The sequence below is a fragment of the Bosea sp. F3-2 genome (assembly GCF_008253865.1).
Taxonomy (GTDB): Bacteria; Pseudomonadota; Alphaproteobacteria; order Rhizobiales; family Beijerinckiaceae; genus Allobosea.
The window spans coordinates 5,413,842-5,438,811 of record NZ_CP042331.1; the positions used below are offsets into that span (position 1 = coordinate 5,413,842).

Annotated in this window: 24 protein-coding genes; 13 read left to right on the forward strand and 11 right to left on the reverse strand. The window is 66.9% G+C overall.

The window, feature by feature from the left end; genetic code table 11:
- Window positions 1-193: 193 nt before the first annotated feature.
- A complete protein-coding gene (gene rnk / locus FQV39_RS25030) occupies window positions 194-604 on the forward strand; it encodes a nucleoside diphosphate kinase regulator (protein WP_149132754.1) in 411 nt (136 codons plus the stop codon).
- Window positions 605-776: 172 nt separating this feature from the next.
- On the opposite strand, the gene galE is transcribed toward rnk, so the two are convergent.
- Complete coding sequence (galE, locus tag FQV39_RS25035; protein WP_149132755.1) at window positions 777-1,769, reverse strand: UDP-glucose 4-epimerase GalE; 993 nt, start codon at window positions 1,767-1,769, stop codon at window positions 777-779.
- A 171-nt stretch (window positions 1,770-1,940) separates the two neighbouring features.
- Between galE and galU the strand changes: the two genes are divergently transcribed.
- The 3 genes from galU to FQV39_RS25050 all read left to right on the forward strand — a co-directional run bounded on the left by galU (window position 1,941) and on the right by FQV39_RS25050 (window position 4,468).
- On the forward strand, window positions 1,941-2,819 hold the full coding sequence (galU, locus tag FQV39_RS25040; protein ID WP_149132756.1) for a UTP--glucose-1-phosphate uridylyltransferase GalU: 879 nt from the start codon (window positions 1,941-1,943) through the stop codon (window positions 2,817-2,819).
- Between the two features lie 196 nt (window positions 2,820-3,015).
- Window positions 3,016-3,900 (forward strand): methyltransferase domain-containing protein, encoded by an 885-nt coding sequence (locus FQV39_RS25045; protein ID WP_149132757.1) that lies wholly within the window; start codon window positions 3,016-3,018, stop codon window positions 3,898-3,900.
- 130 nt (window positions 3,901-4,030) lie between these two features.
- Window positions 4,031-4,468 carry an acyl-CoA thioesterase gene (locus FQV39_RS25050; protein WP_149132758.1) on the forward strand — a complete coding sequence of 146 codons (438 nt, stop codon included), beginning with the start codon at window positions 4,031-4,033 and terminating at the stop codon, window positions 4,466-4,468.
- Window positions 4,469-4,471: 3 nt separating this feature from the next.
- Here the strand turns inward: FQV39_RS25050 and vapC are convergent, their stop codons facing one another.
- Both vapC and FQV39_RS25060 read right to left on the reverse strand, forming a co-directional pair.
- The gene (gene vapC / locus FQV39_RS25055) at window positions 4,472-4,861 is read right to left on the reverse strand and encodes a type II toxin-antitoxin system VapC family toxin (RefSeq protein WP_149132759.1); all 390 of its coding nucleotides are present in this window, start codon (window positions 4,859-4,861) and stop codon (window positions 4,472-4,474) included.
- Window positions 4,858-5,070, reverse strand: coding sequence for a type II toxin-antitoxin system VapB family antitoxin (locus FQV39_RS25060; protein ID WP_149132760.1), 213 nt, complete (start codon window positions 5,068-5,070; stop codon window positions 4,858-4,860). The genes vapC and FQV39_RS25060 overlap by 4 nt, the downstream gene beginning before the upstream one ends.
- 146 nt (window positions 5,071-5,216) lie before the next feature.
- Here FQV39_RS25060 and purL point away from each other — a divergent pair, with 146 nt between their 5' ends.
- From purL to grxD, 3 genes are read left to right on the forward strand one after another with little or no spacing between them, the layout of a single operon-like run.
- Window positions 5,217-7,427: a phosphoribosylformylglycinamidine synthase subunit PurL gene (gene purL, locus FQV39_RS25065; RefSeq protein ID WP_187640061.1), complete on the forward strand. Its 2,211-nt coding sequence runs from the start codon at window positions 5,217-5,219 to the stop codon at window positions 7,425-7,427.
- Window positions 7,428-7,438: 11 nt separating this feature from the next.
- Window positions 7,439-7,675 carry a BolA/IbaG family iron-sulfur metabolism protein gene (locus tag FQV39_RS25070; protein ID WP_112579526.1) on the forward strand — a complete coding sequence of 79 codons (237 nt, stop codon included), beginning with the start codon at window positions 7,439-7,441 and terminating at the stop codon, window positions 7,673-7,675.
- Window positions 7,676-7,721: 46 nt separating this feature from the next.
- Complete coding sequence (grxD, locus tag FQV39_RS25075; RefSeq protein WP_149132761.1) at window positions 7,722-8,057, forward strand: Grx4 family monothiol glutaredoxin; 336 nt, start codon at window positions 7,722-7,724, stop codon at window positions 8,055-8,057.
- A 42-nt stretch (window positions 8,058-8,099) separates the two neighbouring features.
- On the opposite strand, the gene FQV39_RS25080 is transcribed toward grxD, so the two are convergent.
- The 4 genes from FQV39_RS25080 to tlpA form a co-directional block, all read right to left on the reverse strand.
- Entirely contained in the window at window positions 8,100-8,348 is a 249-nt protein-coding gene (locus tag FQV39_RS25080) for a DUF1272 domain-containing protein (protein WP_149132762.1), read from the reverse strand.
- A 270-nt stretch (window positions 8,349-8,618) separates the two neighbouring features.
- Window positions 8,619-10,349 carry a carbamoyltransferase family protein gene (locus FQV39_RS25085; RefSeq protein ID WP_149132763.1) on the reverse strand — a complete coding sequence of 577 codons (1,731 nt, stop codon included), beginning with the start codon at window positions 10,347-10,349 and terminating at the stop codon, window positions 8,619-8,621.
- Between the two features lie 71 nt (window positions 10,350-10,420).
- Window positions 10,421-11,410: a hypothetical protein gene (locus tag FQV39_RS25090; protein WP_149132764.1), complete on the reverse strand. Its 990-nt coding sequence runs from the start codon at window positions 11,408-11,410 to the stop codon at window positions 10,421-10,423.
- A gap of 149 nt (window positions 11,411-11,559) precedes the next feature.
- Window positions 11,560-12,177: a thiol:disulfide interchange protein TlpA gene (gene tlpA / locus FQV39_RS25095; RefSeq protein WP_248313136.1), complete on the reverse strand. Its 618-nt coding sequence runs from the start codon at window positions 12,175-12,177 to the stop codon at window positions 11,560-11,562.
- A 42-nt stretch (window positions 12,178-12,219) separates the two neighbouring features.
- On the opposite strand from tlpA, the gene argH reads away from it, so the two are divergent.
- The 4 genes from argH to FQV39_RS25115 all read left to right on the forward strand — a co-directional run bounded on the left by argH (window position 12,220) and on the right by FQV39_RS25115 (window position 18,490).
- A complete protein-coding gene (gene argH / locus FQV39_RS25100; protein ID WP_149132766.1) occupies window positions 12,220-13,605 on the forward strand; it encodes an argininosuccinate lyase in 1,386 nt (461 codons plus the stop codon).
- A 277-nt stretch (window positions 13,606-13,882) separates the two neighbouring features.
- Window positions 13,883-14,146 (forward strand): LPS translocon maturation chaperone LptM, encoded by a 264-nt coding sequence (gene lptM, locus FQV39_RS25105; RefSeq protein WP_187640062.1) that lies wholly within the window; start codon window positions 13,883-13,885, stop codon window positions 14,144-14,146.
- A gap of 162 nt (window positions 14,147-14,308) precedes the next feature.
- Window positions 14,309-15,592, forward strand: coding sequence for a diaminopimelate decarboxylase (gene lysA, locus FQV39_RS25110; RefSeq protein WP_149132768.1), 1,284 nt, complete (start codon window positions 14,309-14,311; stop codon window positions 15,590-15,592).
- A 147-nt stretch (window positions 15,593-15,739) separates the two neighbouring features.
- Complete coding sequence (locus FQV39_RS25115; protein WP_149132769.1) at window positions 15,740-18,490, forward strand: TIGR02302 family protein; 2,751 nt, start codon at window positions 15,740-15,742, stop codon at window positions 18,488-18,490.
- A 231-nt stretch (window positions 18,491-18,721) separates the two neighbouring features.
- Here FQV39_RS25115 and yddG read toward each other — a convergent pair whose 3' ends face one another.
- Window positions 18,722-19,579: an aromatic amino acid exporter YddG gene (gene yddG / locus FQV39_RS25120; protein WP_149132770.1), complete on the reverse strand. Its 858-nt coding sequence runs from the start codon at window positions 19,577-19,579 to the stop codon at window positions 18,722-18,724.
- 365 nt (window positions 19,580-19,944) lie between these two features.
- On the opposite strand from yddG, the gene FQV39_RS25125 reads away from it, so the two are divergent.
- Window positions 19,945-21,147 (forward strand): MFS transporter, encoded by a 1,203-nt coding sequence (locus FQV39_RS25125; protein ID WP_149134030.1) that lies wholly within the window; start codon window positions 19,945-19,947, stop codon window positions 21,145-21,147.
- A 136-nt stretch (window positions 21,148-21,283) separates the two neighbouring features.
- A complete protein-coding gene (locus FQV39_RS25130) occupies window positions 21,284-22,522 on the forward strand; it encodes an MFS transporter (RefSeq protein WP_149132771.1) in 1,239 nt (412 codons plus the stop codon).
- A gap of 20 nt (window positions 22,523-22,542) precedes the next feature.
- On the opposite strand, the gene phbB is transcribed toward FQV39_RS25130, so the two are convergent.
- The 3 genes from phbB to FQV39_RS25145 are packed head-to-tail and all read right to left on the reverse strand — an operon-like array spanning window position 22,543 to window position 24,721.
- The gene (phbB, locus tag FQV39_RS25135) at window positions 22,543-23,268 is read right to left on the reverse strand and encodes an acetoacetyl-CoA reductase (RefSeq protein WP_149134031.1); all 726 of its coding nucleotides are present in this window, start codon (window positions 23,266-23,268) and stop codon (window positions 22,543-22,545) included.
- A 43-nt stretch (window positions 23,269-23,311) separates the two neighbouring features.
- Window positions 23,312-23,527 (reverse strand): DUF1737 domain-containing protein, encoded by a 216-nt coding sequence (locus FQV39_RS25140; protein WP_149132772.1) that lies wholly within the window; start codon window positions 23,525-23,527, stop codon window positions 23,312-23,314.
- 15 nt (window positions 23,528-23,542) lie between these two features.
- Window positions 23,543-24,721, reverse strand: a complete 1,179-nt coding sequence (locus FQV39_RS25145) for an acetyl-CoA C-acetyltransferase (protein ID WP_149132773.1) — start codon at window positions 24,719-24,721, stop codon at window positions 23,543-23,545.
- Between the last annotated feature and the right edge of the window lie 249 nt (window positions 24,722-24,970).

Here is a 24,970-nt window from a genome sequence, read left to right on the forward strand (position 1 = left end):
TCTCCGTTCCGCCGCGGTCTGCACCGCTCGGGCAACCTCATCGCGGGCTTCTAGCCCCGGGTCTGTCGCGCTTGGCGCCTCCGGCTCGGGGGCGCTTCCTCTGCACCTGTTCACCTGCGAGTTCGACCTTTGATTCCGCGCGGCTTTGCGTCCGCCGGCAGGTGCTCGCCTTTTCGATGAAAGACTTGATCCGATGACCGCCAAGCGTCCTGCCATCACTGTCACGGCAGCGGACCATGCCATGCTGAGCCGCATCGCGGCCGGCGCGGCCAACACCATGCCGGAGCTTGCCGCCGAGCTGACCCATGAGCTCGACCGCGCCCGCATCCTGCCGGAGGGGCGGGTTTCGGTCGATCATGCCCGGATCGGCAGCGTGATCGTCTATCGTGACGAGAGCACCAAGCGGGAAACCACCGTCACGCTGGTCTGGCCGCAGGACGCCAATATCGAGAAGAACCGCATCTCGGTGATGACGCCGATCGGCGTCGCGCTGATCGGCATGGCGGCCGAGCGTTCGATCGACTGGACGACGCGCTCGGGCGATGTGAAGCGCCTGACCGTGCTGGAAGTGCGCGAGCCGGTCGGCGAGGATACGGCCGCCTGACGCCGAAATGTGCTGCCTTCAACCGGAAACGCACCGTCATTCCGGGCGAAGCGCAGCGAAGACCCGGAATCCATCGTGAACGCGACGCTCTACGATGGATTCCGGATCGGCACCGCTTCGCGGCTTGTCCGGAATGACGGTGTGTTTTCAGGAATGCAGCGTGCTCCGCAGCTCAGGCCGTTGCGTTCCGCGTCCTGAGCTTCTCTTCCCAGGCCAGCGCCTGGCCGACGATCTCCTCGAGGTCGTCATGCTCCGGCCGCCAGCCGAGCTCGGCCTGGATACGATCGGCGCGGGCAACCAGCGAGGCGGGGTCGCCAGCGCGGCGATCGGCCAGGGTCACGGGGAAATCGATCCCTGAGACCTTCTTCACCACCTCGACGACCTCCTTCACCGAATAGCCGCGGCCATAGCCACAGTTCAGCGTCAGGCTTTCCTTGCCGGCGCGCAGATGGTCGAGCGCGGCGAGGTGGGCGCGGGCGAGATCGGTGACGTGGATGTAGTCGCGCACGCAGGTGCCGTCCGGCGTCGCATAGTCGGTGCCGAAGACCGTGAGGCCGTCGCGCTGGCCGAGCGCGGCCTGGCTCGCGACCTTGATCAGATGCGTCGCATTCGGCGAGGACTGGCCGGAGCGGAGCTTCGGATCGGCGCCGGCGACGTTGAAGTAGCGCAGCGCGACGTAAGCGAAGCCATGCGCCTTCGCCGCATCCTGCAGCATCCATTCGCTCATCAGCTTGGAGCGGCCGTAAGGGTTGATCGGGTTGAGCGCGATCTCCTCCGGCACCGGCGAGACGGAGGGCTCGCCATAGACCGCGGCCGTTGAGGAGAAGATGACGTGCTTCACGCCGCCGCGGACGGCGCTCTCGATCAATGCTCGGGTTTTCACAGTATTATTGAAATAATAACCAAGCGGATCGCTGACCGATTCAGGGACGACGATGCGCGCCGCGAAATGCGCCAGCGCCGTCACGCCATGCTCGGCGATCAGCTTCTCGACCAGCTCCTGATCGCCGATATCGCCTTGAATGAAGGTCGCTTCGGGCGGAACGGCCCACCAGAAGCCGGTGGACAGGTTGTCGAGCACGACCACGCGCTCGCCGCGATCCAGAAGTTCGAGGACCATGTGGCTGCCAATGTAGCCAGCGCCGCCGGAAACCAATATCGCCATTGCGTCTCTTGCCTCATCTTTGTCATGACCCGGCTCTAACGAAAAACCGTTGACGGGTTCTCAAGGCCTGTCAGCTATAAGCACAAATGGCTGCCAACAATGACAGTTGTGCGGCCGTTCCGATCACTGCCCTGCCATTCGGCAATGGCCGCCGCGCCCAATGGATTTTTCATGACGAAACGCATCCGCAAGGCCGTTCTCCCCGTCGCCGGTCTCGGCACCCGCTTCCTGCCCGCCACCAAGGCGATCCCCAAGGAGATGCTCACCATCGTCGACCGCCCGGTCGTGCAGCACGTTGTCGACGAGGCGCGCGCCGCCGGCATCGAGCACTTCATCTTCGTCACCGGCCGCAACAAGGCGGTGATCGAGGATCATTTCGACATGGCCTATGAGCTCGACGACACGCTGGCCAAGCGCAACAAGGTGAAGGAGCTCGAGGCGCTGAAGCACGACCTGCCGGCCGCGGGCGCCACCAGCTTCACCCGCCAGCAGGCGCCGCTCGGCCTCGGCCACGCTGTCTGGTGCGCGCGCGAGATCGTCGGCGAGGAGCCGTTCGCGCTGCTGCTGCCGGACATGCTGCATTACAGCGCCGGCAAGGGCTGCCTCGCCGAGATGATCGATGCCTATGAGCAGCATGGCGGCAACCACATCGCCGTTGCGCCGGTACCGGACGACCAGACGCATCAATACGGCATCGTCGGCGTCGAGGATGCCAAGGCCAAGGTCTCGAAGATCACCGGCATGGTCGAGAAGCCGCCGAAGGGCACGGCCCCGTCGAACCTCCACATCACCGGTCGCTACATCCTGCAGCCGACGATCTTCAACCTGCTCGCCAATCAGGAGAAGGGTGCGGGCGGCGAGATCCAGCTCACCGATTCGATGATCGCGTTGTCGCGGCAGGAGCCGTTCTATGCGGTGCGCTTCGACGGCGAGATCTATGATACCGGCTCGAAGATCGGCTTCCTCACGGCGAACGTGGCCTATGCGCTCGATCGCGGCGATCTCGGCCCGCAGCTGCGCGCCGAGATCGAGAAGCTGCTCGATCGCTGAGCAGATCACGGATGTGACTGTCTCAGCCCTCGTCCTGAGGAGCCATTCCGAGTAGGAATGGCGTCTCGAAGGACGATCCGGAAGGCTCGGAGACATCTGGATCATCCCCGGATCAAGTCCGGGGCAGGCTCTTCGAGACGCAGCCTCGCGGCTGCTCCTCAGGATGAGGACTTGTGTCTTTGCGAAAGGTACCGGGTTGAGCGACCAGAGCCTCGTCTTCGACCGCGCGCTCGGCCGTTCGCGGCTGAAGCGCGCGCTTGCGCAGGACTATCCGGATTTCCTGCTCCAGCGTGCGGCGGGCGATCTGGAGGAGCGGCTCGGGGCCGTGCTGCGGGAATTCGCGGTCGCGGCCGATCTCGGCACGCCGCTGCCGGTCATTGCCCCCGTCCTCGTCGGCAAGGCGGGGCGGTTGCTGCGTATGGCGGAGGCCGAGGGGGCGCCGGCCGATCTGGTCGGCGATCTCGAGCGCCTGCCCTTCGCCGCAGGCTCGCTCGATCTCGCGGTCTCGCTGCTGGCGCTGCAGGGCGTCAACGACCTGCCTGGTGCGTTCATCCAGATCAAGCGGGCGCTCAGGCCGGACGGGCTGTTCATGGGCTGCCTGCTCGGCGGGCGTTCCTTGCAGGAACTGCGGCAGGCACTGCTCGAAGCCGAGAGCGAGACGATGGGCGGCGTCAGCCCGCGCGTCGCGCCCTTCGCCGATCTGCGCGATCTCGGCGGATTGCTGCAGCGCGCGGGTTTCGCTCTGCCGGTCATCGACAGCGAGATCGTCACGGTGCGCTATCGCGACGCCTTCGGGCTCTTCCGCGATCTGCGGGCGATGGGCTGGGCCAATACGCTCGTCGCGCGGCGCAAGGCGCCGCTACGGCGCGAGACGCTGTTGCGTGCTGTAGCGCTCTATGCCGAGCGTTTCGCCGACCCCGACGGGCGCCTGCCAGCGACCTTCGAGTTTGTCTGGGTTTCGGGCTGGGCCCCGCATGAAAGCCAGCAGAAGCCGCTCAAGCCGGGCTCGGCCAAGGCGAGGCTGGCCGATGCGCTGGGTGTGCCGGAGATCAAGGCCGGCGAGAAACCGGGGGAAAGCTGAGAATGGTTATGCCCGCGCCGTCATGGTCGGGCTTGTCCCGACCATCCACGTCTTCCTTCCTCGAATGCGGTGTTCAAGACGTGGATGCTCGCCACAAGGGCGAGCATGACGGTGGGAGGATTTACCGGATATGAGCGACCGTCAGCCCCGCCTCACGCGCGGCGATTTCCGCGTCTTCCGCGCCATCCCGACGCGCTGGCACGACAACGACGCCTACGGCCACGTCAACAATGTCGTCTACTACGGCTGGTTCGACACTGCGGTGAACGCCTGGCTGATCGAAGGCGGTTTTCTCGACCTCGCCGGCAGCGAGACCGTCGGGCTCGTGGTCGAGACCGGCTGCACCTATTTCGAGAGCGTCGCCTTTCCCGAGACGGTGGAGGCGGGGATCGCGGTCGAGCGGCTCGGCAACAGCTCGGTCACCTACCGAATCGGCATCTTCCGGCAGGGGAGGGAGCAGGCGGCAGCGCAGGGGCGCTTCACCCATGTCTATGTCGAGCGCGCCGGCCAGAAGCCGGTGTCGATTCCGGTGTCCTTGCGGGTGGCTCTCGGCGAACTTGCCATCTGAAGTTCAGAGGGTGCGCAGGCCGCAATGCTCCACCATCGGATCGAAATCGCGGTCTTGATGGAGCAGCAGATGGCCGTGCTCGATACAGTAGGTGGCGATGATGACATCGGCTGTCTTGCGGATGGTGATGCCGCGCTGGCGAAGCCGGCGATAGTTCGCGGCGGCGCGGGGCGCGAGCGAAGGTCCGAGTAGCGGCACGATCGGAAAGGTGGACATCAGCGCTTCGATCGTCGCCGCGTGCTTGTCGTCGCGGGCGCCTTGCAGCACTTCCGTCAGCACAAGGTCGCCGACCAGGATGTCGGAGGTATTCTCGACAGCCCTGAGCCGCGCGACTTGGGGCGAGGCCTCGCCGCGCAGCAAAGCGATCCAGACCGACGAGTCGACGACGATCACCGCTCGTCAGGCAGGACGATGTCACGCCGCATCGCGTCGAGATCGCCTTCCCAGCCAAGCCCGGCGAGTTCTTTCAGAGCGCGGCGCTGGCGATGCTGCCGAACGACGAGCCGCAGCGCTTCCTCGACCGTTGCGCGCTTGGTCGGCAGCCCCGTGGCCTTCATCGCTTCCGCGAGCAATTCGTCGTCAAGTTCGATGTTCGTGCGCATGACGGATCGATGTGTAGAAGGTGGGCTAATCATACACATTCGCGGGTTCCAGCTCAAGCCGTCGTCGCGGTGGCGTTGTACTGCGGGCCGAGGCAGGCTATGCCCCTGCCAAATCCCCTCGCCGGACCGCCAGGAACCCTGAGCCCGTGATTCCGAACGACATCAAGATCACCCCGCAGCTCGTCGCCGAGCACGGCCTGAAGCCTGATGAATACCAGCGCTTCCTGCATCTGATCGGCCGCGAGCCGACGATCACCGAGCTCGGCATCGTCTCGGCGATGTGGAACGAGCACTGTTCCTACAAATCGTCGAAGATCCATCTGAAGACGCTGCCGACCAAGGCGCCCTGGGTGATCCAGGGGCCGGGCGAGAATGCCGGCGTCATCGATATCGGCGACGGTCTCGCCATCGTCTTCAAGATGGAGAGCCACAATCATCCGTCCTTCATCGAGCCCTATCAGGGCGCGACGACGGGCGTCGGCGGCATCCTGCGCGACGTCTTCACCATGGGCGCGCGGCCGATCGCGGTGCTCGATGCGCTGCGCTTCGGCGATCCCGACCATCCGAAGACGCACCATCTCGTCTCGGGCGTCGTCGCGGGCATCGGTGGCTACGGCAATTCCTTCGGCGTGCCGAATGTCGGCGGCGCCACCGGCTTCCACACCCGCTATGACGGCAACATCCTCGTCAACGCCATGGCGGTCGGCATCGCCAAGGCCGACGAGATCTTCTACGCCAAGGCGACCGGCGTGGGTAAGGCGATCGTTTATCTCGGCTCCAAGACCGGCCGCGACGGCATCCACGGCGCGACCATGGCCTCGGCGGAGTTCGACGATAAGTCGGAGGAGAAGCGCCCGACCGTGCAGGTCGGCGACCCCTTCGCCGAGAAGCTCCTGCTCGAAGCCTGCCTCGAGATCATGGCCGCCGGCCATGTCGACGCGATTCAGGACATGGGCGCGGCGGGCCTGACCTGCTCGGCCGTCGAGATGGGCGCCAAGGGCAATCTCGGCGTCGAGCTCGACCTCGACAAGGTGCCCTGCCGCGAGGAGGGCATGAGCGCCTATGAGATGATGCTCTCGGAGAGCCAGGAGCGCATGCTCATGGTGATCAAGCCGGGGCATGAGGAGGCCGCCGAGGCGATCTTCCGGAAGTGGGGGCTCGATTTCGCGGTCGTCGGCCACACCACCGACACGCTGCGCTTCGTCATCAAGCACCAGGGCGAGGTGATGGCCGACCTGCCGATCAAGGAGCTCGGCGACGAGGCTCCCGAATACGACCGGCCCTGGATCGAGACCGCGCCGCAGCAGCGCATCGCGGCCGAGAGCGTGACGCCGCCCTGCGGCAATGCCGAGGCGCTGAAGAAGTTGATCGGCTCGCCCGACCTCTGCTCCAAGCGCTGGATCTGGGAGCAGTACGACACGCTGATTCTCGGCAATTCGGTGGTGACGCCGGGCGGCGATGCCGGCCTGATCCGTATCGAGGACGGGCCGAAGGGCCTCGCCATGACCGCCGACGTGACCCCGCGCTATTGCGAGGCCGATCCGTTCGAGGGCGGCAAGCAGGCCGTGGCTGAAGCCTGGCGCAACCTCACCGCCGTCGGCGCGACGCCGCTCGCGATCACCGACAACCTCAACTTCGGCAATCCGGAGAAGCCGGAGGTGATGGGCCAGTTCGTCGGCTGCGTTCGCGGCATCGGCGAGGCCTGCAAGGCGCTCGACTTCCCGGTCGTCTCGGGCAACGTCTCGCTCTACAATGAGACCAATGGCGTCTCGATCCTGCCGACCCCGACCATCGGCGGCGTCGGCGTGCTGGCTGATGTCACCAAGCACGCGACCATCGCCTTCAAGGCCGAAGGCGAGACGATCCTGCTGATCGGCGAGACGCAGGGCTGGCTCGGCCAGAGCGCCTATCTCGCGACCGTCTGCGGCCGCGAGGAGGGCGCGCCGCCGCCGGTCGATCTTGCGATCGAGCGTCGCAACGGCGATTTGGTGCGCGGGCTGATCACGAACGGCAAGGTTACTGCCTGCCACGATCTCTCGGATGGCGGCCTTGTGGTTGCGCTCGCCGAGATGGCGATGGCGAAGGGCATCGGTGCGACGATCGAGACGCTGCCGGCCGGCCCGGCTCATGCCGCGCTCTTCGGCGAGGATCAGGCGCGCTATGTCCTCACGGTTCCCGCTGCGCAGGCCGAAGCCGTGATCGCTGAGGCGAAGGCCGCCGGCGTGCCGGCGCTCGCCATTGGCCGCACCGGCGGTGCCTCGCTTAGCCTGCCGGGCGAACCGACGCTTGCCGTCGCTGATCTGCGCAAGATCCACGAAGACTGGCTGCCGTCCTACATGGCCAGCAAGGTGGACTGAGGAGACAGACCATGGCGATGGACGCCCATGAGATCGAGCGGATGATCAAGGCGGCGCTGCCGGATGCGGCGGTCGAGATTCGCGACCTCGCCGGCGACGGCGACCACTATGCCGCGACCGTCACCTCGGCTGCCTTCAAGGGCAAGACACGCGTGCAGCAGCACCAGATGGTCTATGCCGCGCTTCAGGGGAATATGGGCGGCGTGCTGCACGCCCTTGCGCTGACGACGGCGGTTCCCCAAGATTAGAATGAAACCATCCGGCGGGCCTTGAACCCGCTTCAGGAGACAGATGATGTCCGACGTCAACGCCCGCATCGAAGCGGAAGTGAAGAACAACGACGTGGTGCTCTTCATGAAGGGCACGCCGCAATTCCCGATGTGCGGCTTCTCCGGCCAGGTCGTGCAGATCCTCAGCTACATCGGCGTGCCCTATAAGGGCGTGAACGTGCTCGAGGATCAGGAAATCCGCGAGGGCATCAAGGCCTATTCCAACTGGCCGACGATCCCGCAGCTCTACGTCAAGGGCGAGTTCATCGGCGGTTGCGACATCACCCGCGAGATGTTCCAGGCCGGCGAGCTGCAGGCGCTCTTCGAGGAAAAGGGCATCGCGGTGAAGCAGGCGAGCTGAGGCTCGCCTGACCCGTCGAAGTCATCGAGTCGATCGCCTTCCTTAGGCCGCCACGCATTGCGGATGCGGCTTGCGGATGCGCTCGACTGACGCCGGGTATTTCTCGAGCATCCGCTCCGGCCTGATCGGCCGGCGCACCAATTCCCCGCCGCAATTCGGGCAGGTGCCGGCGAAGCGCATCTCGGCGCAGTCGGCGCAGAAGGTGCACTCGAAGGTGCAGATCAGGGCGTCGCGCGACTGCGGCGGCAGGTCGCGGTCGCAGCATTCGCAGTTCGGGCGCAGTTGCAGCATGGCGTCGTCTCCCTCCGATCGACGGGGAGAATGACCGCAAACGGTCCCGAAACCAGCAATTTTGCGTGATCCGACCGATCAACGCTGCGGATCGATTATTTTCGGCTCAGCAGAACTCAGCGCTGTCATCCCGGACGTAGCGAAGCGCAGATCCGGGATCCATGCCTGAGCGTTTCCGATCGACGTTCAGGCATGGATCCCGGGTCTCCCTGCGGTCGCCCGGGATGACGACGGTGGGTTCATTGCGCAGGCGCCGGCCACCGACCGCGCCTACTTCACCAGCAGCCAGTCCTCGACCACAAGCGCATCGAGCCCGCTCGTATAGAACATCAGGATCGCATCCTCCGCCGTGTGCAGGATCGGCTTGCCCATGATGTTGAAGGAGGTGTTGAGGATCACCGGCACGCCCGTCAGCTCATGGAAGGCCGAGATCAGCGCGTGGTAGCGTGGGTTGCGCTCCGCCGTGACGCTCTGGAGGCGGCCGGTCGCGTCCTCATGGACCACGGCCGGGACGCGGTGGCGCACCGCCTCCTTCCAGGTCAGCGTGCGCTCCATATAGGGCGCGTCCTGATAGTTATCGAACCAGTCGGCGGCGTGCTCGGCCAGGATCGAAGGCGCGAAGGGCCGGAAGGCCTCGCGGTACTTCACCTTGGCGTTGAGGATGTCCTTGGCGTCGGCCGGGCGCGGATCGGCGATGATCGAGCGGTTGCCGAGCGCGCGCGGCCCGAATTCGGCGCGGCCCTGGACCCAGCCGATCAGCTTGCCCTCGGTGAGGAGCTTGGCCGTGACGGGGGCGATTTCATCAGGAGAGAGCTTCCGCAGCCGCTTCTCCCAGAGCTGCATGCGCTCGAAAGGCTCGGTCGAGACGCGCGAGCCGAGATAGGGGGTGAGAGGCCCCTTCGGCGCGCGCCAGTCCGGGTTCGCTTCGGCGTGGCTAAGCCAGGCGGCACCGATGGCATTGCCGTCATCGGCCGGGGCGGAGGGCACGAATACGGTCTCGAAGCCGTGGCGGCCGGCGATCTTGCCGTTGAAGGAGGAGTTCAGCGCGCAGCCGCCGGCCATGACGAGGTTTTCGCTCGGCACGAGCGCCGCGGTCTCGGCGAGCAGCGCTTCCATCATCTCGGCGAAGACGTCCTGCCCGCAGCGGGCGAGATCGGCCCAGCCCTGATCGAGCGCATCGGCCGGGCGGCGGGCCAGGATTTTCGCTGCGACCGCCTGCACCACATCGGCCTTGGCGAAGGAGAGCTTGTGGCCCTCGATCGTGTAGAGCTTGCGCAGCAGCGCCATCAGCTCCGGGTCGGTCTTGCCGTAGGGGGCGAGCCCCATGATCTTCCATTCCTCGCCCTTGGCCTGGTCGAAGCCGGCGAGGTCGGTGACGAGCCCGAAATAGAAGCCGATCGATTCCCGCCCGCGATGGCGCTTCACCTCGCGGATGCGGCCGTTCTCCAGCGCGAAGATGGCGGAAGCCCCGGTCTCGCCCATGCCGTCGACGACGAGGCAGGCGGCGTTGTCGAAGGGCGAGGACCAGCAGGCATAGGCGGCGTGGCTGAGATGGTGGCCGTAGCGCTTGAGGCCGGTGACGTTGGCCTTGCCATAGGCGCGGTCGAGCCCGAGCAGCACGCCCATGCCGGCGCGTTGCTGGGCGTGATGGAGCGAGGCGATCAAGGCGCGCTCGGTGCGCTCGGGCACCAGCGAGCGGTTGAGCTCGGGCGAGAGCTTGAGCAGCGCGTCGAGGGTGAAGGAGCCGGCGCGCGCCATCTGGTCGAGGAAGCCGGTGAAGTCCTCGCCCCAGCTGGTGGCGATGGTGACCTCGGCGTCCTTCGGGATGTAGCGCTTCAGCAGCCCTTCCATGCGCGGCGCCGAATCGGGCTCGCAATTGGGCGCGCGCTTGTATTGCAGATAGCGCTCGGTCGCCTCGGCGAAGAGCACCTCGCCGTCGGGGCCGATGATCGCGATGGCGGGATCATGGAAGGTGGTCGCGAGACCGATCGTATAGTTCATGGAGCAAGCCAATAGCCTCCCGCGCATGCGACGCCAATCGCTCAATGCGCGGGTGGGGTGGGGGAAGCGCTCTACCGGGCCGCGAAAGCAACGCTGGCGGCGGTCTGCTCGATTGCCGGCTGCAGCTTCGGCATCTCCGCCTCATCCGCCATGACGAGAAGGCGGACGAAGCGCCCGCCGGGGCCGATGGCGAGATATTGCACGAAGCTCTTGTCGTTGCCGTTGGGATGCTTGAAGGAGCCGGAAAGCAGCACGCCGTCCTGCCCGGCGAAGGGCACGCGCTTGCGCTCCTTGATCTCGGCCGTCTGCATGTCGCGCGTGCTCCTCAGCATCGTCTCGGAGAGCTTCTCCTCCTGGCCGGGCTTGATGGGCGCGGACATCTGGTAGGCGGCGATCATCAGCGGCTGGGTGCCCGAGGGGTCGGTGCTGCGTTCGCCGGTGGTCATCAGCACGCCGGCGCCGCCGATGGTGTCGACGACGCGGAACGGCGCTGCGGTCTTGATGGTGAAGGGAAGCGCGGCGAGCTTCTCGTCGAGCGAGGCCTCCTTGCCGAGCGAGACCGACGCGACCAGCGCCTTGACCTCGGCCGGCTGCATCTTGGCGGCTGGCGGCGCCTGCACGGTCATCATCACCGTCTTCGGCCCCTTGAACAGGGCGATCCATTTGTCGAGTTTGGTGCCGCCGGCCTCCTGCGTGCCGCTCAGCAGCGGCACCTTTTCGCCGCCGGTGCCGTCGACCTGCTCGACCTTGGTGATATTGACCTTCTGCCGGGCGAAATTGGTCTTGGCGCTCTCGCTGTCGTTGAACAGCGTCGCGAGCTGCGGATAGGCTTCCGCGGGCATCTCGACGATCAGGACGCTGGCCTGCGTCTTCGGGTTGGACAGTCCGGCAAAGCCGGATGCCGGTTCGAAGCCCTTCGGCGCGACCAGCGAGACGCTGGTGCCGGGAATGGGTTTGCGCTCCTGCGCGATGGCCGATCCCGCGGCAACGCTCAGCGCCACCGCGAGCATGATCGCTCCCGCCCGGTGAAAACCCTGCTTCCGCTTGCGCAAGAGTGTCATGCTCGATCCTTTCGGCCGCTGCTGAGGCCTTTTGCTTAGTCGCAGATTCTTGTCGGAAAACCGTGGGACACTTTTCCGGAATCTGCTGAGCAGAACGCCGCAATGCGACGAGAGTTCGTCAACACGCTGCCATTGCCGCGACGTTGCGCTCAGGGCTTGCCGATCGCGGCCTTCATCAACGCTTTCGAATCGGCGCTCGCCCAGTCGGCCGGGCCCTGGATGATGCCGAGCTCGCAGCCGGATTTGTCGACGATAATGCTGACCGGCATGCCCTCGACCTTGTGGGCGGCGCGCAGCGACTGGAAGGTCGCCGCCTGCGGATCGCCGTAGAAGGGCAGCGTGGCGACCTTGTTCTCGGCGAGCCAGGCCTTCGGCTTGTCGAGGTTGCGCGTGTCGATGTTGATGGCGACGACGGCGAAATCCGGCCCGCCCATCTCCTTCTGGAGTGTGTCGAGCGCCGGCATTTCCTTGAGACAGGGCGCGCACCAGGTCGCCCAGAGATTGACCAGCAGCGTCTTGCCCTTCAGTGCCGCGAGCGTCATCGGCTGGCCGTCCGGGCCGGTGAAGGCGAGCTCCGGGGCCGGCTGCGGGCGTGAGCGCAGCTCGATGGCCGCGACCTCACCCTTGACCAGCGGCTTCATGCGTTCGGCGGTCGTGCGTGCCGCGCTGCATGATCCGTTGCCGGCATCGCCCGTGACGGAGTAGAACGCCGCCACGCCAGCGAGGCCGAGCGCCGCCACGACCCCGAGGGCCAGTCCGATCTTCATTCCAGACGTCATTGCGCGTCCTCAAAAGCAGGAAAGACCGTCGTGAGCAATCGCATGTGGGGTGGGCGTTTCGCCACAGGTCCGGGCGCCATCATGGAGGAGATCAATGCCTCCATCGATTTCGACAAGAAGCTCTGGCGCCAGGATATCCGCGGTTCGCTCGCCCATGCGGCTATGCTGGCCGAGACCGGCATCCTGACGAAGGACGATGTCGCAACCATCACCGCGGGTCTCAAGCAGGTCGAAGGTGAGATCGAGAGCGGCGCCTTCACGTTTTCGCGTGCGCTCGAAGACGTCCACATGAACGTCGAGTCCAACCTCAAGGACAAGATCGGCGCCGCTGCCGGCCGGCTGCACACCGCCCGCTCGCGCAACGACCAGGTCGCGACCGATATGCGGCTATGGGTGCGCGACACCCTCGACGAGATCGACGGACAGATGGCTGACCTGCAGCGCGCGCTTGCCGAGAAGGCCGATACCTATGCCGGCGCGGTGATGCCGGGCTTCACCCATCTGCAGTCGGCGCAGCCGGTCACCTTCGGCCATCATCTCCTCGCCTATGTCGAGATGCTGGGCCGTGACCGCGGCCGTGTCCGCGACGCCCGCGCGCGCCTCAACGAATGCCCGCTCGGCGCGGCGGCCCTTGCTGGCACCTCCTTCCCGATCGACCGGCACATGACGGCGAAGGCGCTCGGCTTCGACCGCCCGACCGCGAACTCGCTCGATTCGGTCTCCGACCGCGATTTCGTGCTGGAGACGCTCTCGACCGCCTCGATCTGCGCCATGCACCTCTCGCGCCTCGCCGAGGAAATCGTGCTCTGGGCGACGCCGCAATTCGGCTTCGTCAAGCTCTCGGATGCCTTCTCGACGGGGTCCTCGATCATGCCGCAGAAGCGCAATCCCGACGCGGCTGAGCTGGTGCGCGGCAAGGCGGGCCGGGTGTTCGGCGCGCTGCAGGCGCTGCTGACCATGATGAAGGGCCTGCCGCTCAGCTATTCCAAGGACATGCAGGAGGACAAGGAGGGCACCTTCGACGCCCTGCAGACGCTTTCGCTCTGCCTCGCCGCCATGGCCGGCATGGTCCGCGACATGCAGCCCGACCTCAAGGCGATGAAGAAGGCGGCGGGCTTCGGCTACGCCACCGCGACGGATCTCGCCGACTGGCTGGTGCGGGTGCTGAAGATGCCGTTCCGCGACGCGCATCACGTCACCGGCCGGCTCGTCGGCATCGCCTCCGAGAAAAAGGTCGGGCTGGAGAAGCTCTCGCTCGCCCAGATGCAGGCGGTGGAGCCGAAGATCACCGAGGCGGTCTTCGCCGTGCTCGGCGTCGACCAGTCGGTCAAGAGCCGCGTCAGCTATGGCGGCACGGCGCCCGCCAATGTCCGCAAGCAGGCACGGCGCTGGCTGAAGCAGCTCGCGAAGGGATAAGCCGTCATGCTCGGCTGTCCGACGAGCGGTCCCATACCACCGCTCCCTTCTCCCCTTGTGGGAGAAGGTGCCGGCAGGCGGATGAGGGGTCGCGCAGGTCTGAAAGTTCGGTGTTCGGCTCGCGCCCAGCGTCGCGAGACCCCTCACCCTAGCCCTCTCCCGCAAGGGGAGAGGGGATATGTGGCGCTTGCCCGAGAATGACGCAGGTCGAGAGCCTCGCGCTCCGCTGCATCCTCCGCTACTGTCCTGCCACGCTTCGTTCCGAGGGTTCGCTTTCGTGCTTGATTCCCGCCTGAAATTCGGCCGCACCCTGCTGGTCGTCGGCCTTCTGGCCGTTGCACTCGCTGCCTGCGGGCGAAAGGGGCCGCTCGAGGCGCCACCGAATGCGGCCGGAGCCATCGATCTGCCCGATGACCAGATCGGCGCCCAGGAGAACGACGTCTCCTCCTATGGTTCGGCCTCGGTGCTGGCGAAGCCGGCCAAGGCGAACAAGGCGATCGTCGTGCCGAACAAGCCGTTCATCCTCGATCCGTTGATGTGATTTCAGTCTTCACGCGCCGTCATCCCGGGCGACCGCAGGGAGACCCGGGATCCATGCCTGAGCGCTTCTGCTAAAAGGTTCCGGCATGGATCCCGGCTCTACGCTACGCTCCGGCCGGGATGGCGGCGCGGATTTCAGCCGATTTTTCCAGGGTTAAGTCCCATGCATCATTTCGCCTATCGCGACGGCTCGCTCCATGCCGAGGGCGTCGATCTCCAGCGCATCGCGGCCGAGGTCGGCACGCCGGTCTATGTCTATTCCACCGCGACGATCGAACGGCACTACAAGCTGTTCGCGGCGGCCGTGAAGAAGACCGCCGGCAAGACCCATGTCTTCTACGCCATGAAGGCGAACGGCAATCTCGGCGTGCTGAAGACGCTGGGGGCGCTCGGCGCCGGCATCGACACGGTCTCCGAAGGCGAGGTGCGCAAGGCGCTCGCCGCCGGCATCCCGCCCGGAAAGATCGTGTTTTCCGGCGTCGGCAAGAGCGAGCAGGAGCTGCGCTTCGCGGTCGAGGCCGGCATCTATCAGGTCAATATCGAGAGCGAGAGCGAGCTCGACCTGCTCTCCAGGGTCGCGGCCTCGCTCGGCAAGCGGCAGGAGGCGGTGTTTCGCGTCAATCCCGATATCGGCGCCGGCGGCCACGCCAAGATCACGACCGGCTCGTCCGAGAACAAGTTCGGCGTCTCCTTCGAGGAGGTCGGCCGGCTCTATGGACGGGCGGCCAACATGCCGGGCGTGCGGATCATGGGGCTTGCCGTCCATATCGGCAGCCAGATCCGCGAGATCGACGCCTTCGAGGCGGCCTATTCCAAGATGGTCGCGCTGGTCGGCTCGCTGAAGGGCGAAGGCCATCGCGTCGACCGGCTCGACCTCGGCGGCGGGCTCGGCATCCCCTACGACATCCCGAAGACCTTCGACTATGGGCCGGGGCTGATCGATGCCTATGCCGAGATGGTCGCCAAGGTGACGAAGGGCCTCGATGTCGAGCTCGGCTTCGAGCCGGGCCGTCTCATCGTCGGCAATGCCGGCGTGCTGCTGACGAAGGTGCTGCATCTCAATCCGCGCCCGACCAAGCAGTTCCTCATCGTCGATGCGGCGATGAACGACCTCGTCCGGCCGGCGATGTACGAGGCCTATCACGAGATCTGGCCGGTGGCCGAGCCGGTGATCGGCGGGCCGGAGGTCGCTTACGACGTCGTCGGGCCGATCTGCGAATCGGGCGACACCTTCACGGCCGGCCGGGCCCTGCCGCAGCTCAGGCAGAACGATCTCATCGCCTTCATGACGGCGGGCGCCTATGGCGCCTCGATGTCCTCGACCTACAACCAGCGCCTGTTGATCGCCGAGGTGATGGTCAAGGGTGACGACTACGCCGTGACGCGGCCGCGCCAGAGCTATGAGGAGCTGATCGGCACGGACCGGCTGCCCGGCTGGTTCGCCTGATCTGATTCGTTCCGCTCCCCTGGCTGTTCACGAAAGGTGGAGCGGCGCCGGCAGTGCCGTCTTCGCACTGGCAATGCCACATTCCCGTGTTAGCCTGACTGCGTCAGGCAAGTTCAGACAGGAATGGGGGCCGCCCGGAGCGATGGCATGAGCGAGGCAGAGCGCCGCAAGGCGCCCGATACGATCGACGGCATCCGGCAGCGGCTTCGCCGTCTCGCGCTCGCCTCGCGGGTTTCGCTTGGCTGGGAACGGCTCTGGCCGCGGCTGTGGCTGACGCTCGCCGTCATTCTTGCCTTCCTCGCCGTATCCTGGTTCGGGCTGTGGACGCATCTGCCCTGGTATGGGCGGATCATCGGCGTGCTCGCCTTCACGGCAGCGCTGATCGGCAGTCTCTGGTACGTCGCGCGGCTCGTCCTGCCGACGCATCGCGACGCATTGACCCGGCTCGACCGTTCCTTCGCCGGCGGCCATCGCCCGGCCTCGGCGCTGGAAGACAGCCTGGCCGTCGGCTCGGCCGATCCCGTGTCGCAGGCCCTGTGGAAGCTCCATGTCGAGCGCCAGAGCCGGCAGGTCGCCGCCCTCAAGGTCGCGCCGCCGCAGCCACGCATGGCCGGGCACGACAGGCTGGCATTGCGCGCCGTGCCGCTGCTCGCCGCCGTCACCGCTTTCTTCGTTGCAGGCCCCGAAGCGACACAGCGCCTCTCCGCCGCCTTCGACTGGAAGGGGCCGCCCGGCAGCGCACCCTCGACCCGGATCGACGCCTGGATCGACCCGCCGGCCTATACCCGCCTGCCGCCGATCCTGATCGATTTCAACAAGCTCGCCAGCCCCAATCTCAACGCGCCCGAGAAATCGGTCATTGTCGTCCGCATCGCCGGCAAGACCAATATGGACGTTGCCACGACCGGGCGGCTCGAGCTGCTCAAGCCGGAGGCGAAGGAAGGCGAGGGCAAGGACGCCCAGTCCAAGGAGGCGCCGTCGAAGGACGCGGCCCCGGCCAAGCCGGCGCAGTCCGCCGGCCCGCAGCAGGCGGTGCTGGAGAAGCGCTTCACGCTTGCCGGCAACGGCACGCTCAAGCTCACCGGCAGCGGCGCGCCCGGCACGGCGCTTCACATCACCGCCATCGCCGACCAGCCGCCGACCATCGCTTTCACCGATCCGCCGAAGCCGGTGACGGGCGCTCAGTCGGGCGGGCTCGCCATCAGCTACAAGGCCAGGGACGATTACGGCATCGCCTCGATCGAGGCGACGGTCTCGCGTCCCGATCCGGCGGCGGGCGGGCGCTCGCTGGTCGAGCCGCCGAAGCAGAACCTCGCCGTGCCGCCTCCCTCCGCGGGCGAGGAGGAGATGAAGAGCACGGTCGATTTTTCGGCTCATCCCTGGGCTGGCGCCAAGGTCCGCATGGTGCTGATCGCCAAGGACGAGGCCGGCCAGGAAGGGCGCACCGAGCCGATCGAGGTCGTGCTGCCGCAGCGCACCTTCACCAAGCCGCTGGCCAAGGCGCTGGTCGAGCAGCGGCGCAAGCTCGTCATGAATGTCGAGGACCGCTCCAAGGTGCAGCTCGCCATGGACGCGCTGATGATCGAACCCGACCTCTTCATGAAGGAGACCGGCGTCTATCTCGGCATGCGCATGCTGACCGAGCGGCTGCGCAAGTCCGGCAGCGACGACGAGTTGCGCGAGGTTTCCGAGCTGATGTGGGCGATGGCGCTGCAGCTCGAGGATGGCGACATGTCCGACGCCGAGCGGGCGCTGCGGCAGGCGCAGGAGAATCTGCAGCAGGCGCTGGAGCGGGGCGCATCCGAGGAGGAGATCAAGAAGCTCACCGACGAGATGCGCCGGGCCATGGACAATTTCATGCGCCAGCTCGCCGAGCAGATGATGCGCCAGCAGCAACAGAACGGCGACCAGAACCAGGCGCAGCTGCCGGAGAACTTCCGCACGGTGACGCCGCGCGACCTGCAGAACATGCTCGACCGGATTGAGGAGCTCTCCCGGCGCGGCGACATGGCCGAGGCGCAGCGCCTGATGGAAGAGCTCAACCGGATGCTCAACAATCTGCAGATGGCGCGTCCGAACCAGCGCGATCCGCGCCAGAACCAGATGAACCAGGCGCTCGGCGATCTCGACCGGATGACGCGCGACCAGCAGAATCTGCGCGACGAGACCTATCAGAACGAGCAGCGCCGGCAGGGACAAGGCCAGACCCAGCGCGGCCAGCGTCCGGGCCAGCAGCAGGCGCGGCCGGGGCAGCGCGGCCAGCAGGGGCAACAGGGCCAGCAAGGACAACGGGGCCAGCGTGGTCAGCAACCCGGCCAGCAGCCGGGCGAGCAGGGGGAGGACGGCGAAGGCGGCGAGGGCATGCAGGGCCAGAACGGCCAGGGGCAGGGCCTCTCCCAGCGCCAGCAGGCGTTGCGTGAGCGGCTGCAGGATCTGCAGCGGCGGATGCGCGGCATGGGCGCGCCGCAGAATGGCGAGCTCGACGAGGCCGAGGATGCGATGCGCGACGCGGAGCAGCAGCTCGGCCAGGGCCAGGGCGAGGGCGCGCTCGATGCGCAAGGCCGCGCGCTCGATGCGCTGCGCCGTGGCGGCCAGAACCTCGCCCAGCAGATGCAGGGCCAGCCCGGCGAGGGCGACGGCACCGAAGGCGCCTATGGCGAGCCGGACGGGCGCCAGCAGGGGCGGCCCTCGGCGCAGCAGCGTGGCAGCGAGGATCCGCTCGGCCGGCCGCAGCGCCAGCGCGACTGGGCCGATGGTCGGGTCAAGGTGCCCGGCGCCGACGAGAGCGCGACCCAGCGGGCGCGGCGCATCCTCGAGGAGCTGCGCAAGCGCCTCGGCGACCCGATGCGTCCGACCGAGGAGCTGGATTATCTGGAGCGGCTGCTCAGGCGGAATTGAGCGGGCGGCATGCTGTCATTCCGGGGCTTCGCGTAGCGAAGAGCCCGGAACCCATGAACACCACATCAGCCGTCATGGTCGGGCTTGTCCCGACCATCCACGTCTTCCTTCATGGAACGCGGTGTTCAAGACGTGGATGCTCGCCATAAGGGCGAGCATGACGACAACTGGATCAGCCTCGTGTTCATGGGTTCCGGGCTCAGGCCTGCGGCCTGCCCCGGAATGACGGGCTCAGCGTTTGCGCCCACCCCCGCTCGCCACCAGCGCCCCGACGACGATGAGGGCGCAGGAGGCACCCAGCAGCCAGCTCGCCGGGGCATAGCCGAAGAGCACCAGGATCAGCGTCGAGAGCACCGGCGCGGCATAGGAGGCGACGCCGAGCAAGGCGACATCGCCGTGCTTCATGCCGACATCCCAGACGACGAAGGCGAGCCCGATCGAGCCGAGCCCAAGGCCGAGCACACCGGCCCATTCCACCGCTGTCAGCGACCAGAGCGTGGTTTCCAGCATGAAATGGAGTGCCAGCGCCGGTACGGCGCAGCCCAGCATGGTGATGCACAGGCTCTCCGAGGGCACGTTGGCGAAGCGGCGCGAGGCCACCGAATAGCTCGCCCAGACGAAGGCGCCGAGTGCCGCCAGCCCATGGCCGAGCGCGATCCCGCTGCCGGTCCCGAGCCCACCTGAGACCAGAAGCCCGGTCGCGACGAGGCCGATCAGCGCGCCGATGAGGTGGCGGGGCTTGAGGCCGCCGCCCGGCAGCAGCGCCGCAAAGAGCACGATCAGCAGCGGCCAGAGATAGTGGATCAGGTTCGCCTCGGCCGGTGGGGCGTTCTTCACGGCGGCGTAATAGAGCGTGGTGTCGCCGAACGGGCCGTAGAGGCCGAGCGCGAAGGAGGCCGGCGTCGGTCGGATACGGGAAAGATCGCCGCGTAGCGCCGTGATCACGAGGATCAGCAGGCCGCCGATGACGAAGGTCATCGCCACGAGCTGGAAGGGCGGGACGCGCCCCGACATCGCCGTGAAGAGCGCGAGCGTCGACCAGAGCAGGATCGCGCAGAAGCCGATGAGGGTGGCGGTGCGGGAGGTCATGACGATGCGGCGGGAGGCGGATTGCGAGGCGATAGCAGGGTTTGCGGGGCTTGCCGATACTAAGCTCGGCTAGCGCGGGGAACCCTCTCCCGGAGGGAGAGGGCAGGGTGAGGGGTCGGCCGTTGGACGCTTTAGCCGTGTCCCAACCGTAGCAGCGGTGAGGGCGTGCGCAACTGGTCCAGCGGCCTACACCTCACCCCTGCCCCTCTCCTTACAGGAGAGGGGTTCCCGCGCCGTTACGACCACCCGAGGTCAGCAATCGCCTGGATGCTGCACCGCACCTCGGCATAATGGCCATGGGCGCCATGCTTCCGGCGCCGTGCCGGGGCGTTGACCGCGTCGGCAAGGAGGATCATGGCTCGGAAATGACCTCGATCCCGCTGCAATCCGTCACCCGTCGTCCGTTGATGCCGGTTCTGGCCGCGCTGAGCGTCGCGCATCTGCTGAACGACCTCGTCCAGTCGATGATCCCGGCGCTCTACCCGCTGATCAAGGACGCCTATCAGCTCGATTTCGTGCAGATCGGCCTGATCACGCTCGCCTTTCAAGTGACGTCGTCGCTGCTGCAGCCTCTGCTCGGCTATGTCACCGACCACAGGCCCTGGCCCTATGCGATGGTCGCCGGCATGTGCGCGACGCTGTCGGGGCTGCTGCTGCTCTCCTTTGCCCATAGCTACGGCGTCGTGCTGATCGGCGCGGCGATGATCGGCCTGGGCTCGGCCGTGTTCCACCCCGAGGCGACCCGGATGGCGCGCCACGCCGCCGCTGGCCGGCAGGGGCTGGCGCAGGGCGTGTTCCAGGTCGGCGGCCATATCGGCTACGCCATCGGCCCGCTGCTGGCGGCGATGATCGTGGTGCCGCGCGGCCAGCAGAGCCTGTCCTGGTTCTCGGGCGTGGTGCTGGTGGCGATGCTGGTGATGGGCTGGCTCGGCGCGCGCTATTCGGCGATGCGGCGCGAGCAGAAGGCGTCGCCCGTGCATGTCGAGGAGGCCGCGGATCACGGCCTGCCGCATGGGCGCGTGCTGCTGGCGATGGCCGTCCTGGTGCTGCTGCTGATCTCGAAGAACGGCTATACCGCCGCCTTCACCTCCTACTACACCTTCTATCTGATCGAGCGCTTCGGCATCGCGCTGCAGCTCTCGCAGATCATGCTGTTCCTCTATCTCGTCGTCGGCGCGGCCGGCGTCATCCTCGGCGGCATGATCGGCGACCGCATCGGCCGCGACCGGGTGATCTGGCTGTCGATCCTGGGCTCGTTGCCCTTCGCGCTGGTGCTGCCCTATGCCGACCTGTTCTGGACCGGCGTGCTCAGCGTCATCATCAGCTTCGTCATGGCGAGCGCCTTCTCGGCGATCCTGATCTACGCGATCGACCTCGTGCCGCATCGCGTCGGCCTTGTCGGCGGGCTGTTCTACGGCCTGTCCTTCGGGCTCGGCGGCATCGCCGCCGCCGCGATCGGCGCGCTCGCCGACCAGATCGGCATCATCCAGGTCTTCAAGATCTGCGCCTGGCTGCCGGCCGTGGGCCTGCTGACCTTCCTGCTGCCGAAGGGCAAGCGCCACGGCTGAGCCGCGCGGCTCCTTGTCTGACGTTTTGAAGGGCCGTCGGCATTGCCGGCGGCCCTGACGCATTGAGCCCACATTCGCTCGCTAGCCCTCTGTGTATCCGGCCGACCGCTGGCGGCCGCTGCGCAGGGGTTGGCCGATGCTGCTTCAGATCGGAACGCTGATCGCCGCGACGAGTCTGGTGCAGCTCGCGAACGGCTACTTCAACACCTTCCTGTCCTTGCGCCTGACGCTCGAGGATTTCGGCCCGACAGCGACCGGCATCGTGCTCAGCGCCTATTTCATCGGCTTCACCATCGGCGCCGTGACCAGCGGCGGGGTGATCCAGCGCGTCGGCCATATTCGCGCCTATACGGCCTTTGCCGGGCTCGTGGTCGTCGCGACCGCGCTGATGCCGCTCTGGACCTCGGCGCTGATCTGGACGGCCTGCCGAATGGTGATCGGCATCGGCTGCGTCGGGCTCTTCGTCACCACTGAAAGCTGGCTCAACGCCAAGGCCGTGCCGGACCAGCGCGGCCGCGTCTTCTCGACCTATATGGTCGGCACCTTCCTGGCGCTGGCGATCGGCCAGCTCGCCATTGTCGGTCTCTCGATCCATTCGGCGGGGGCGTTCCAGGTCATCATCGCGCTCTTCGCACTGGCGCTGGTCATGGTCAGCACGACGCGGGCGGAGGCGCCCGGCCTCGTGCCGGAGGAGACGCTGCGCTATGGCGAGCTGACGCGGCAGGCGCCGATTTCCGTCATCGGCTGCATCGTCAGCGGCATCATCACCAGCTCCTTCTACGCGCTGGTGCCGGCCTGGATGCTCAGCAACGGCGTGCAGCAGCAGACCATCGCGTTGTTCATGCTGGTCGCGGTGCTCGGCGGGCTGGCGCTGCAGGTGCCGGTCGGACGGCTCTCGGACCGCAACGATCGCCGCCTCGTGCTGGCGGGGCTCGCCGTCGGCTATGCGGTGGCCGTCGTGCTGCTGGTCGCGATGCCGCGCTCTCTCGTCACGGTGCTGCCGGTCGCGGCGCTGCTCGGCGGCTTCATGTCGACGCTCTATCCGGTCTGCGTCGCCCATGCGCTGGATCGGATGCCGGCCGACCGCGTGGTGGCGGTGAGCGGGCGGCTCATCCTGGTCAGCGGCTTCGGCTCGGCGCTCGGGCCGCTGGTCGGCGCCGGCATCATGGCGCGCTTCGATATCAACGGGCTGCTCTATTTCATGGCTGCGATCGCGCTGGCGCTGGCGGCGGCCGCGGGCCTGCGCATCCGGATGCGGGAAGCGCCGCCCAAGGTCGAGCGGCCCTTCGAGGTCATCGATCCGCTCAACCCGCCGATCGCGCAGGAGCCGGAGGCGACGGAGATCGACGGCACGCCCCGCCCGGCCGTGGCTTGAGCGGGGCGGCGGCGCAGGCTTCAGGCCATGTACTGGCCGCCATTGGCGGAGATGGTGGAGCCGGTGATGAAACCCGCATCGTCGCTGGCCAGGAACACCACGGCCCGCGCGATCTCCTCGGGCTCGCCGAGGCGCCCGACCGGGATATGCGGCAGGATCGACTTCTCGACCACGGCCGGATCTATCGCCTTGACCATCTCGGTTGCGATATAGCCGGGGCAGATCGCGTTGACCGTGATGCCGGCCCGCGCGCCCTCCTGCGCCAGCGCCTTGACGAAGCCGATGTCACCGGCCTTGGCGGCGGAGTAGTTGACCTGGCCCATCTGGCCCTTCTGGCCGTTGATCGACGAGATGCAGATGACGCGGCCGAACTTGCGGGCGCGCATGCCCTCCCAGACCGGGCGGGTCATGTTGAAGAGCGAATTGAGGTTGGTGTTGATGACGGCGTCCCACTGATCCTTGGTCATCTTGTGGAACATGCCGTCGCGCGTGATGCCGGCATTGTTGACGAGCACGTCGACCGGGCCGAGCTCGGCCTCGACCTTGGCGATGCCGGCGACGCAGGAATCATAGTCCGAGACGTCCCATTTATAGGTCTTGATGCCGGTCTCGGCGGTGAACTTGGCCGCCGCCTCGTCATTGCCGGCATAGCTCGCCGCCACGTTGTAGCCGGCCGCTTTCAGGCCTTTCGAGATCGCAGCGCCGATGCCGCGCGAGCCCCCTGTAACCAGCGCCACTTTCGTCATAGCCATTCTCCCTCTTGGTGAAGTTCTGTACGGCTTGCCGCCGTCATTGTTCGGATAGTTTCAGGGTGGGCGAGTAGGGCTCGTCCACGTCCTTGATGATGGCCTGGCCGCAGATGACGCGGCCTTGCGTTGGGTCAAAGGTGAGTGTCGGCTGGCCAAAGAGCGACCAGCCGCGGCTCAGCGCTTCGTTGACCCGATGACAGAACGAGGCGTCATCGGGTCCTGTCAGATAGCGATAGAGCGTCGTGCGCTGCACCATCACCGGGCGCTTTCCTCAGCGCTCCACCGCCATGGCGACGCCCATGCCGCCGCCGATGCAGAGCGTGGCGAGGCCCTTCTTGGCGTCGCGCTTGGCCATCTCGTGCAGCAGCGTCACCAGCACGCGCGCGCCGGAGGCGCCGATCGGATGACCGATCGCGATGGCGCCGCCATTGACGTTGACGATGTCCGGGTTCCAGCCGAGATCCTTGTTCACCGCCAGCGCCTGCGCCGCGAAGGCCTCGTTGGCCTCGACGAGATCGAGGTCGCCGACCTTCCAGCCGGCCTTCTCCAGCGCCTTGCGGGTCGAGGGGATCGGGCCGGTGCCCATGATCGCCGGGTCGACGCCGGCCGTCGCCCAGGAGGCGATGCGGGCGAGCGGGGTGAGGCCGCGGCGGGCCGCTTCCTTGGCGGTCATGATGACGAGCGCGGCTGCGCCGTCATTGAGGCCCGACGCGTTGCCGGCGGTCACCGTGCCATCCTTGGAGAAGGCGGGCTTGAGCTTGGCCATGGCCTCGAGCGTGGCGCCATGGCGCGGATACTCGTCGGTGTCGACGATGATGTCGCCCTTGCGCGTCGAGATGGTGACCGGGACGATCTCGTCCTTGAAGCGACCGGCCTTCTGGGCGGCCTCGGCCTTGTTCTGCGAGCCGACGGCGAAGCGGTCCTGCTCCTCGCGGCTGATCTGGTATTTGGTCGCGACGTTCTCGGCGGTGGTGCCCATGTGGTAGCCGTGGAAGGCGTCCCAGAGCCCGTCCTTGATCATGGTGTCGACGAACTTCAGGTCGCCCATCTTGGTGCCGGCGCGCATATAGGCGGCGTGCGGCGCCAGCGACATCGATTCCATGCCGCCGGCGACGATGATGTCGGCGTCGCCATTGGCGATCTGCTGCAGGCCGATCGCGACGGTGCGCAGGCCAGAGCCGCAGAGCTGGTTGAGGCCCCAGGCGGTCTTCTCCTGCGGGATGCCGGCGGCTATGGCGGCCTGACGGGCCGGGTTCTGGCCCTGGCCGGCGGCGAGCACCTGGCCCATCACCAGCTCGTCGACCTCCGCGGCTTCGACCTTGGCGCGCTGCAGCGCCTCCTTGATCGCGATGGCGCCGAGCTCATGGGCGGGCGTGTTGGCGAAAGCGCCGTTGAAAGCGCCGACTGCGGTGCGGGCCGCGCCGACGATCACGATATCCGAATCTGCCATGAGAGTGTCCTCGCTTGTTGTTGCTGCTGCACCGCTCCCGCCGGCGCACCATTCCTCGCCACCTTCGAAGCCTGCTGCGACGCCGTCAAGTCGGGTGAACGCTGAATTCGGGACGAGCGAGATCGATGGACGGCTGTGAGCAAGCGACGAAAGTCGAAGTCGACGTCTCATTTCCGACAGATTTTTGCGGCGCCCGCTCAAAGAGCTTGCGGTGCAGCACCGACAAGCTATCGTCGGCACAGGGAGACC

Excerpts from the sequence above, each read along its gene's own strand:
- FQV39_RS25080 (WP_149132762.1), bottom strand. The coding sequence starts at position 8,348 with ATGCTGCAACTGCGCCCGAACTGCGAATGCTGCGACCGCGACCTGCCG.
- yddG (WP_149132770.1), bottom strand. The coding sequence starts at position 19,579 with ATGACCTCCCGCACCGCCACCCTCATCGGCTTCTGCGCGATCCTGCTC.
- FQV39_RS25130 (WP_149132771.1), top strand. The coding sequence starts at position 21,284 with ATGCTGCTTCAGATCGGAACGCTGATCGCCGCGACGAGTCTGGTGCAG.
- tlpA (WP_248313136.1), bottom strand. The coding sequence starts at position 12,177 with ATGAAGATCGGACTGGCCCTCGGGGTCGTGGCGGCGCTCGGCCTCGCT.
- FQV39_RS25090 (WP_149132764.1), bottom strand. The coding sequence starts at position 11,410 with ATGACACTCTTGCGCAAGCGGAAGCAGGGTTTTCACCGGGCGGGAGCG.
- FQV39_RS25140 (WP_149132772.1), bottom strand. The coding sequence starts at position 23,527 with ATGGTGCAGCGCACGACGCTCTATCGCTATCTGACAGGACCCGATGAC.
- FQV39_RS25070 (WP_112579526.1), top strand. The coding sequence starts at position 7,439 with ATGGCGATGGACGCCCATGAGATCGAGCGGATGATCAAGGCGGCGCTG.
- FQV39_RS25060 (WP_149132760.1), bottom strand. The coding sequence starts at position 5,070 with ATGCGCACGAACATCGAACTTGACGACGAATTGCTCGCGGAAGCGATG.
- galE (WP_149132755.1), bottom strand. The coding sequence starts at position 1,769 with ATGGCGATATTGGTTTCCGGCGGCGCTGGCTACATTGGCAGCCACATG.
- grxD (WP_149132761.1), top strand. The coding sequence starts at position 7,722 with ATGTCCGACGTCAACGCCCGCATCGAAGCGGAAGTGAAGAACAACGAC.
- FQV39_RS25125 (WP_149134030.1), top strand. The coding sequence starts at position 19,945 with ATGACCTCGATCCCGCTGCAATCCGTCACCCGTCGTCCGTTGATGCCG.
- FQV39_RS25085 (WP_149132763.1), bottom strand. The coding sequence starts at position 10,349 with ATGAACTATACGATCGGTCTCGCGACCACCTTCCATGATCCCGCCATC.
- lysA (WP_149132768.1), top strand. The coding sequence starts at position 14,309 with ATGCATCATTTCGCCTATCGCGACGGCTCGCTCCATGCCGAGGGCGTC.
- FQV39_RS25050 (WP_149132758.1), top strand. The coding sequence starts at position 4,031 with ATGAGCGACCGTCAGCCCCGCCTCACGCGCGGCGATTTCCGCGTCTTC.
- FQV39_RS25145 (WP_149132773.1), bottom strand. The coding sequence starts at position 24,721 with ATGGCAGATTCGGATATCGTGATCGTCGGCGCGGCCCGCACCGCAGTC.
- FQV39_RS25115 (WP_149132769.1), top strand. The coding sequence starts at position 15,740 with ATGAGCGAGGCAGAGCGCCGCAAGGCGCCCGATACGATCGACGGCATC.
- phbB (WP_149134031.1), bottom strand. The coding sequence starts at position 23,268 with ATGACGAAAGTGGCGCTGGTTACAGGGGGCTCGCGCGGCATCGGCGCT.
- rnk (WP_149132754.1), top strand. The coding sequence starts at position 194 with ATGACCGCCAAGCGTCCTGCCATCACTGTCACGGCAGCGGACCATGCC.
- galU (WP_149132756.1), top strand. The coding sequence starts at position 1,941 with ATGACGAAACGCATCCGCAAGGCCGTTCTCCCCGTCGCCGGTCTCGGC.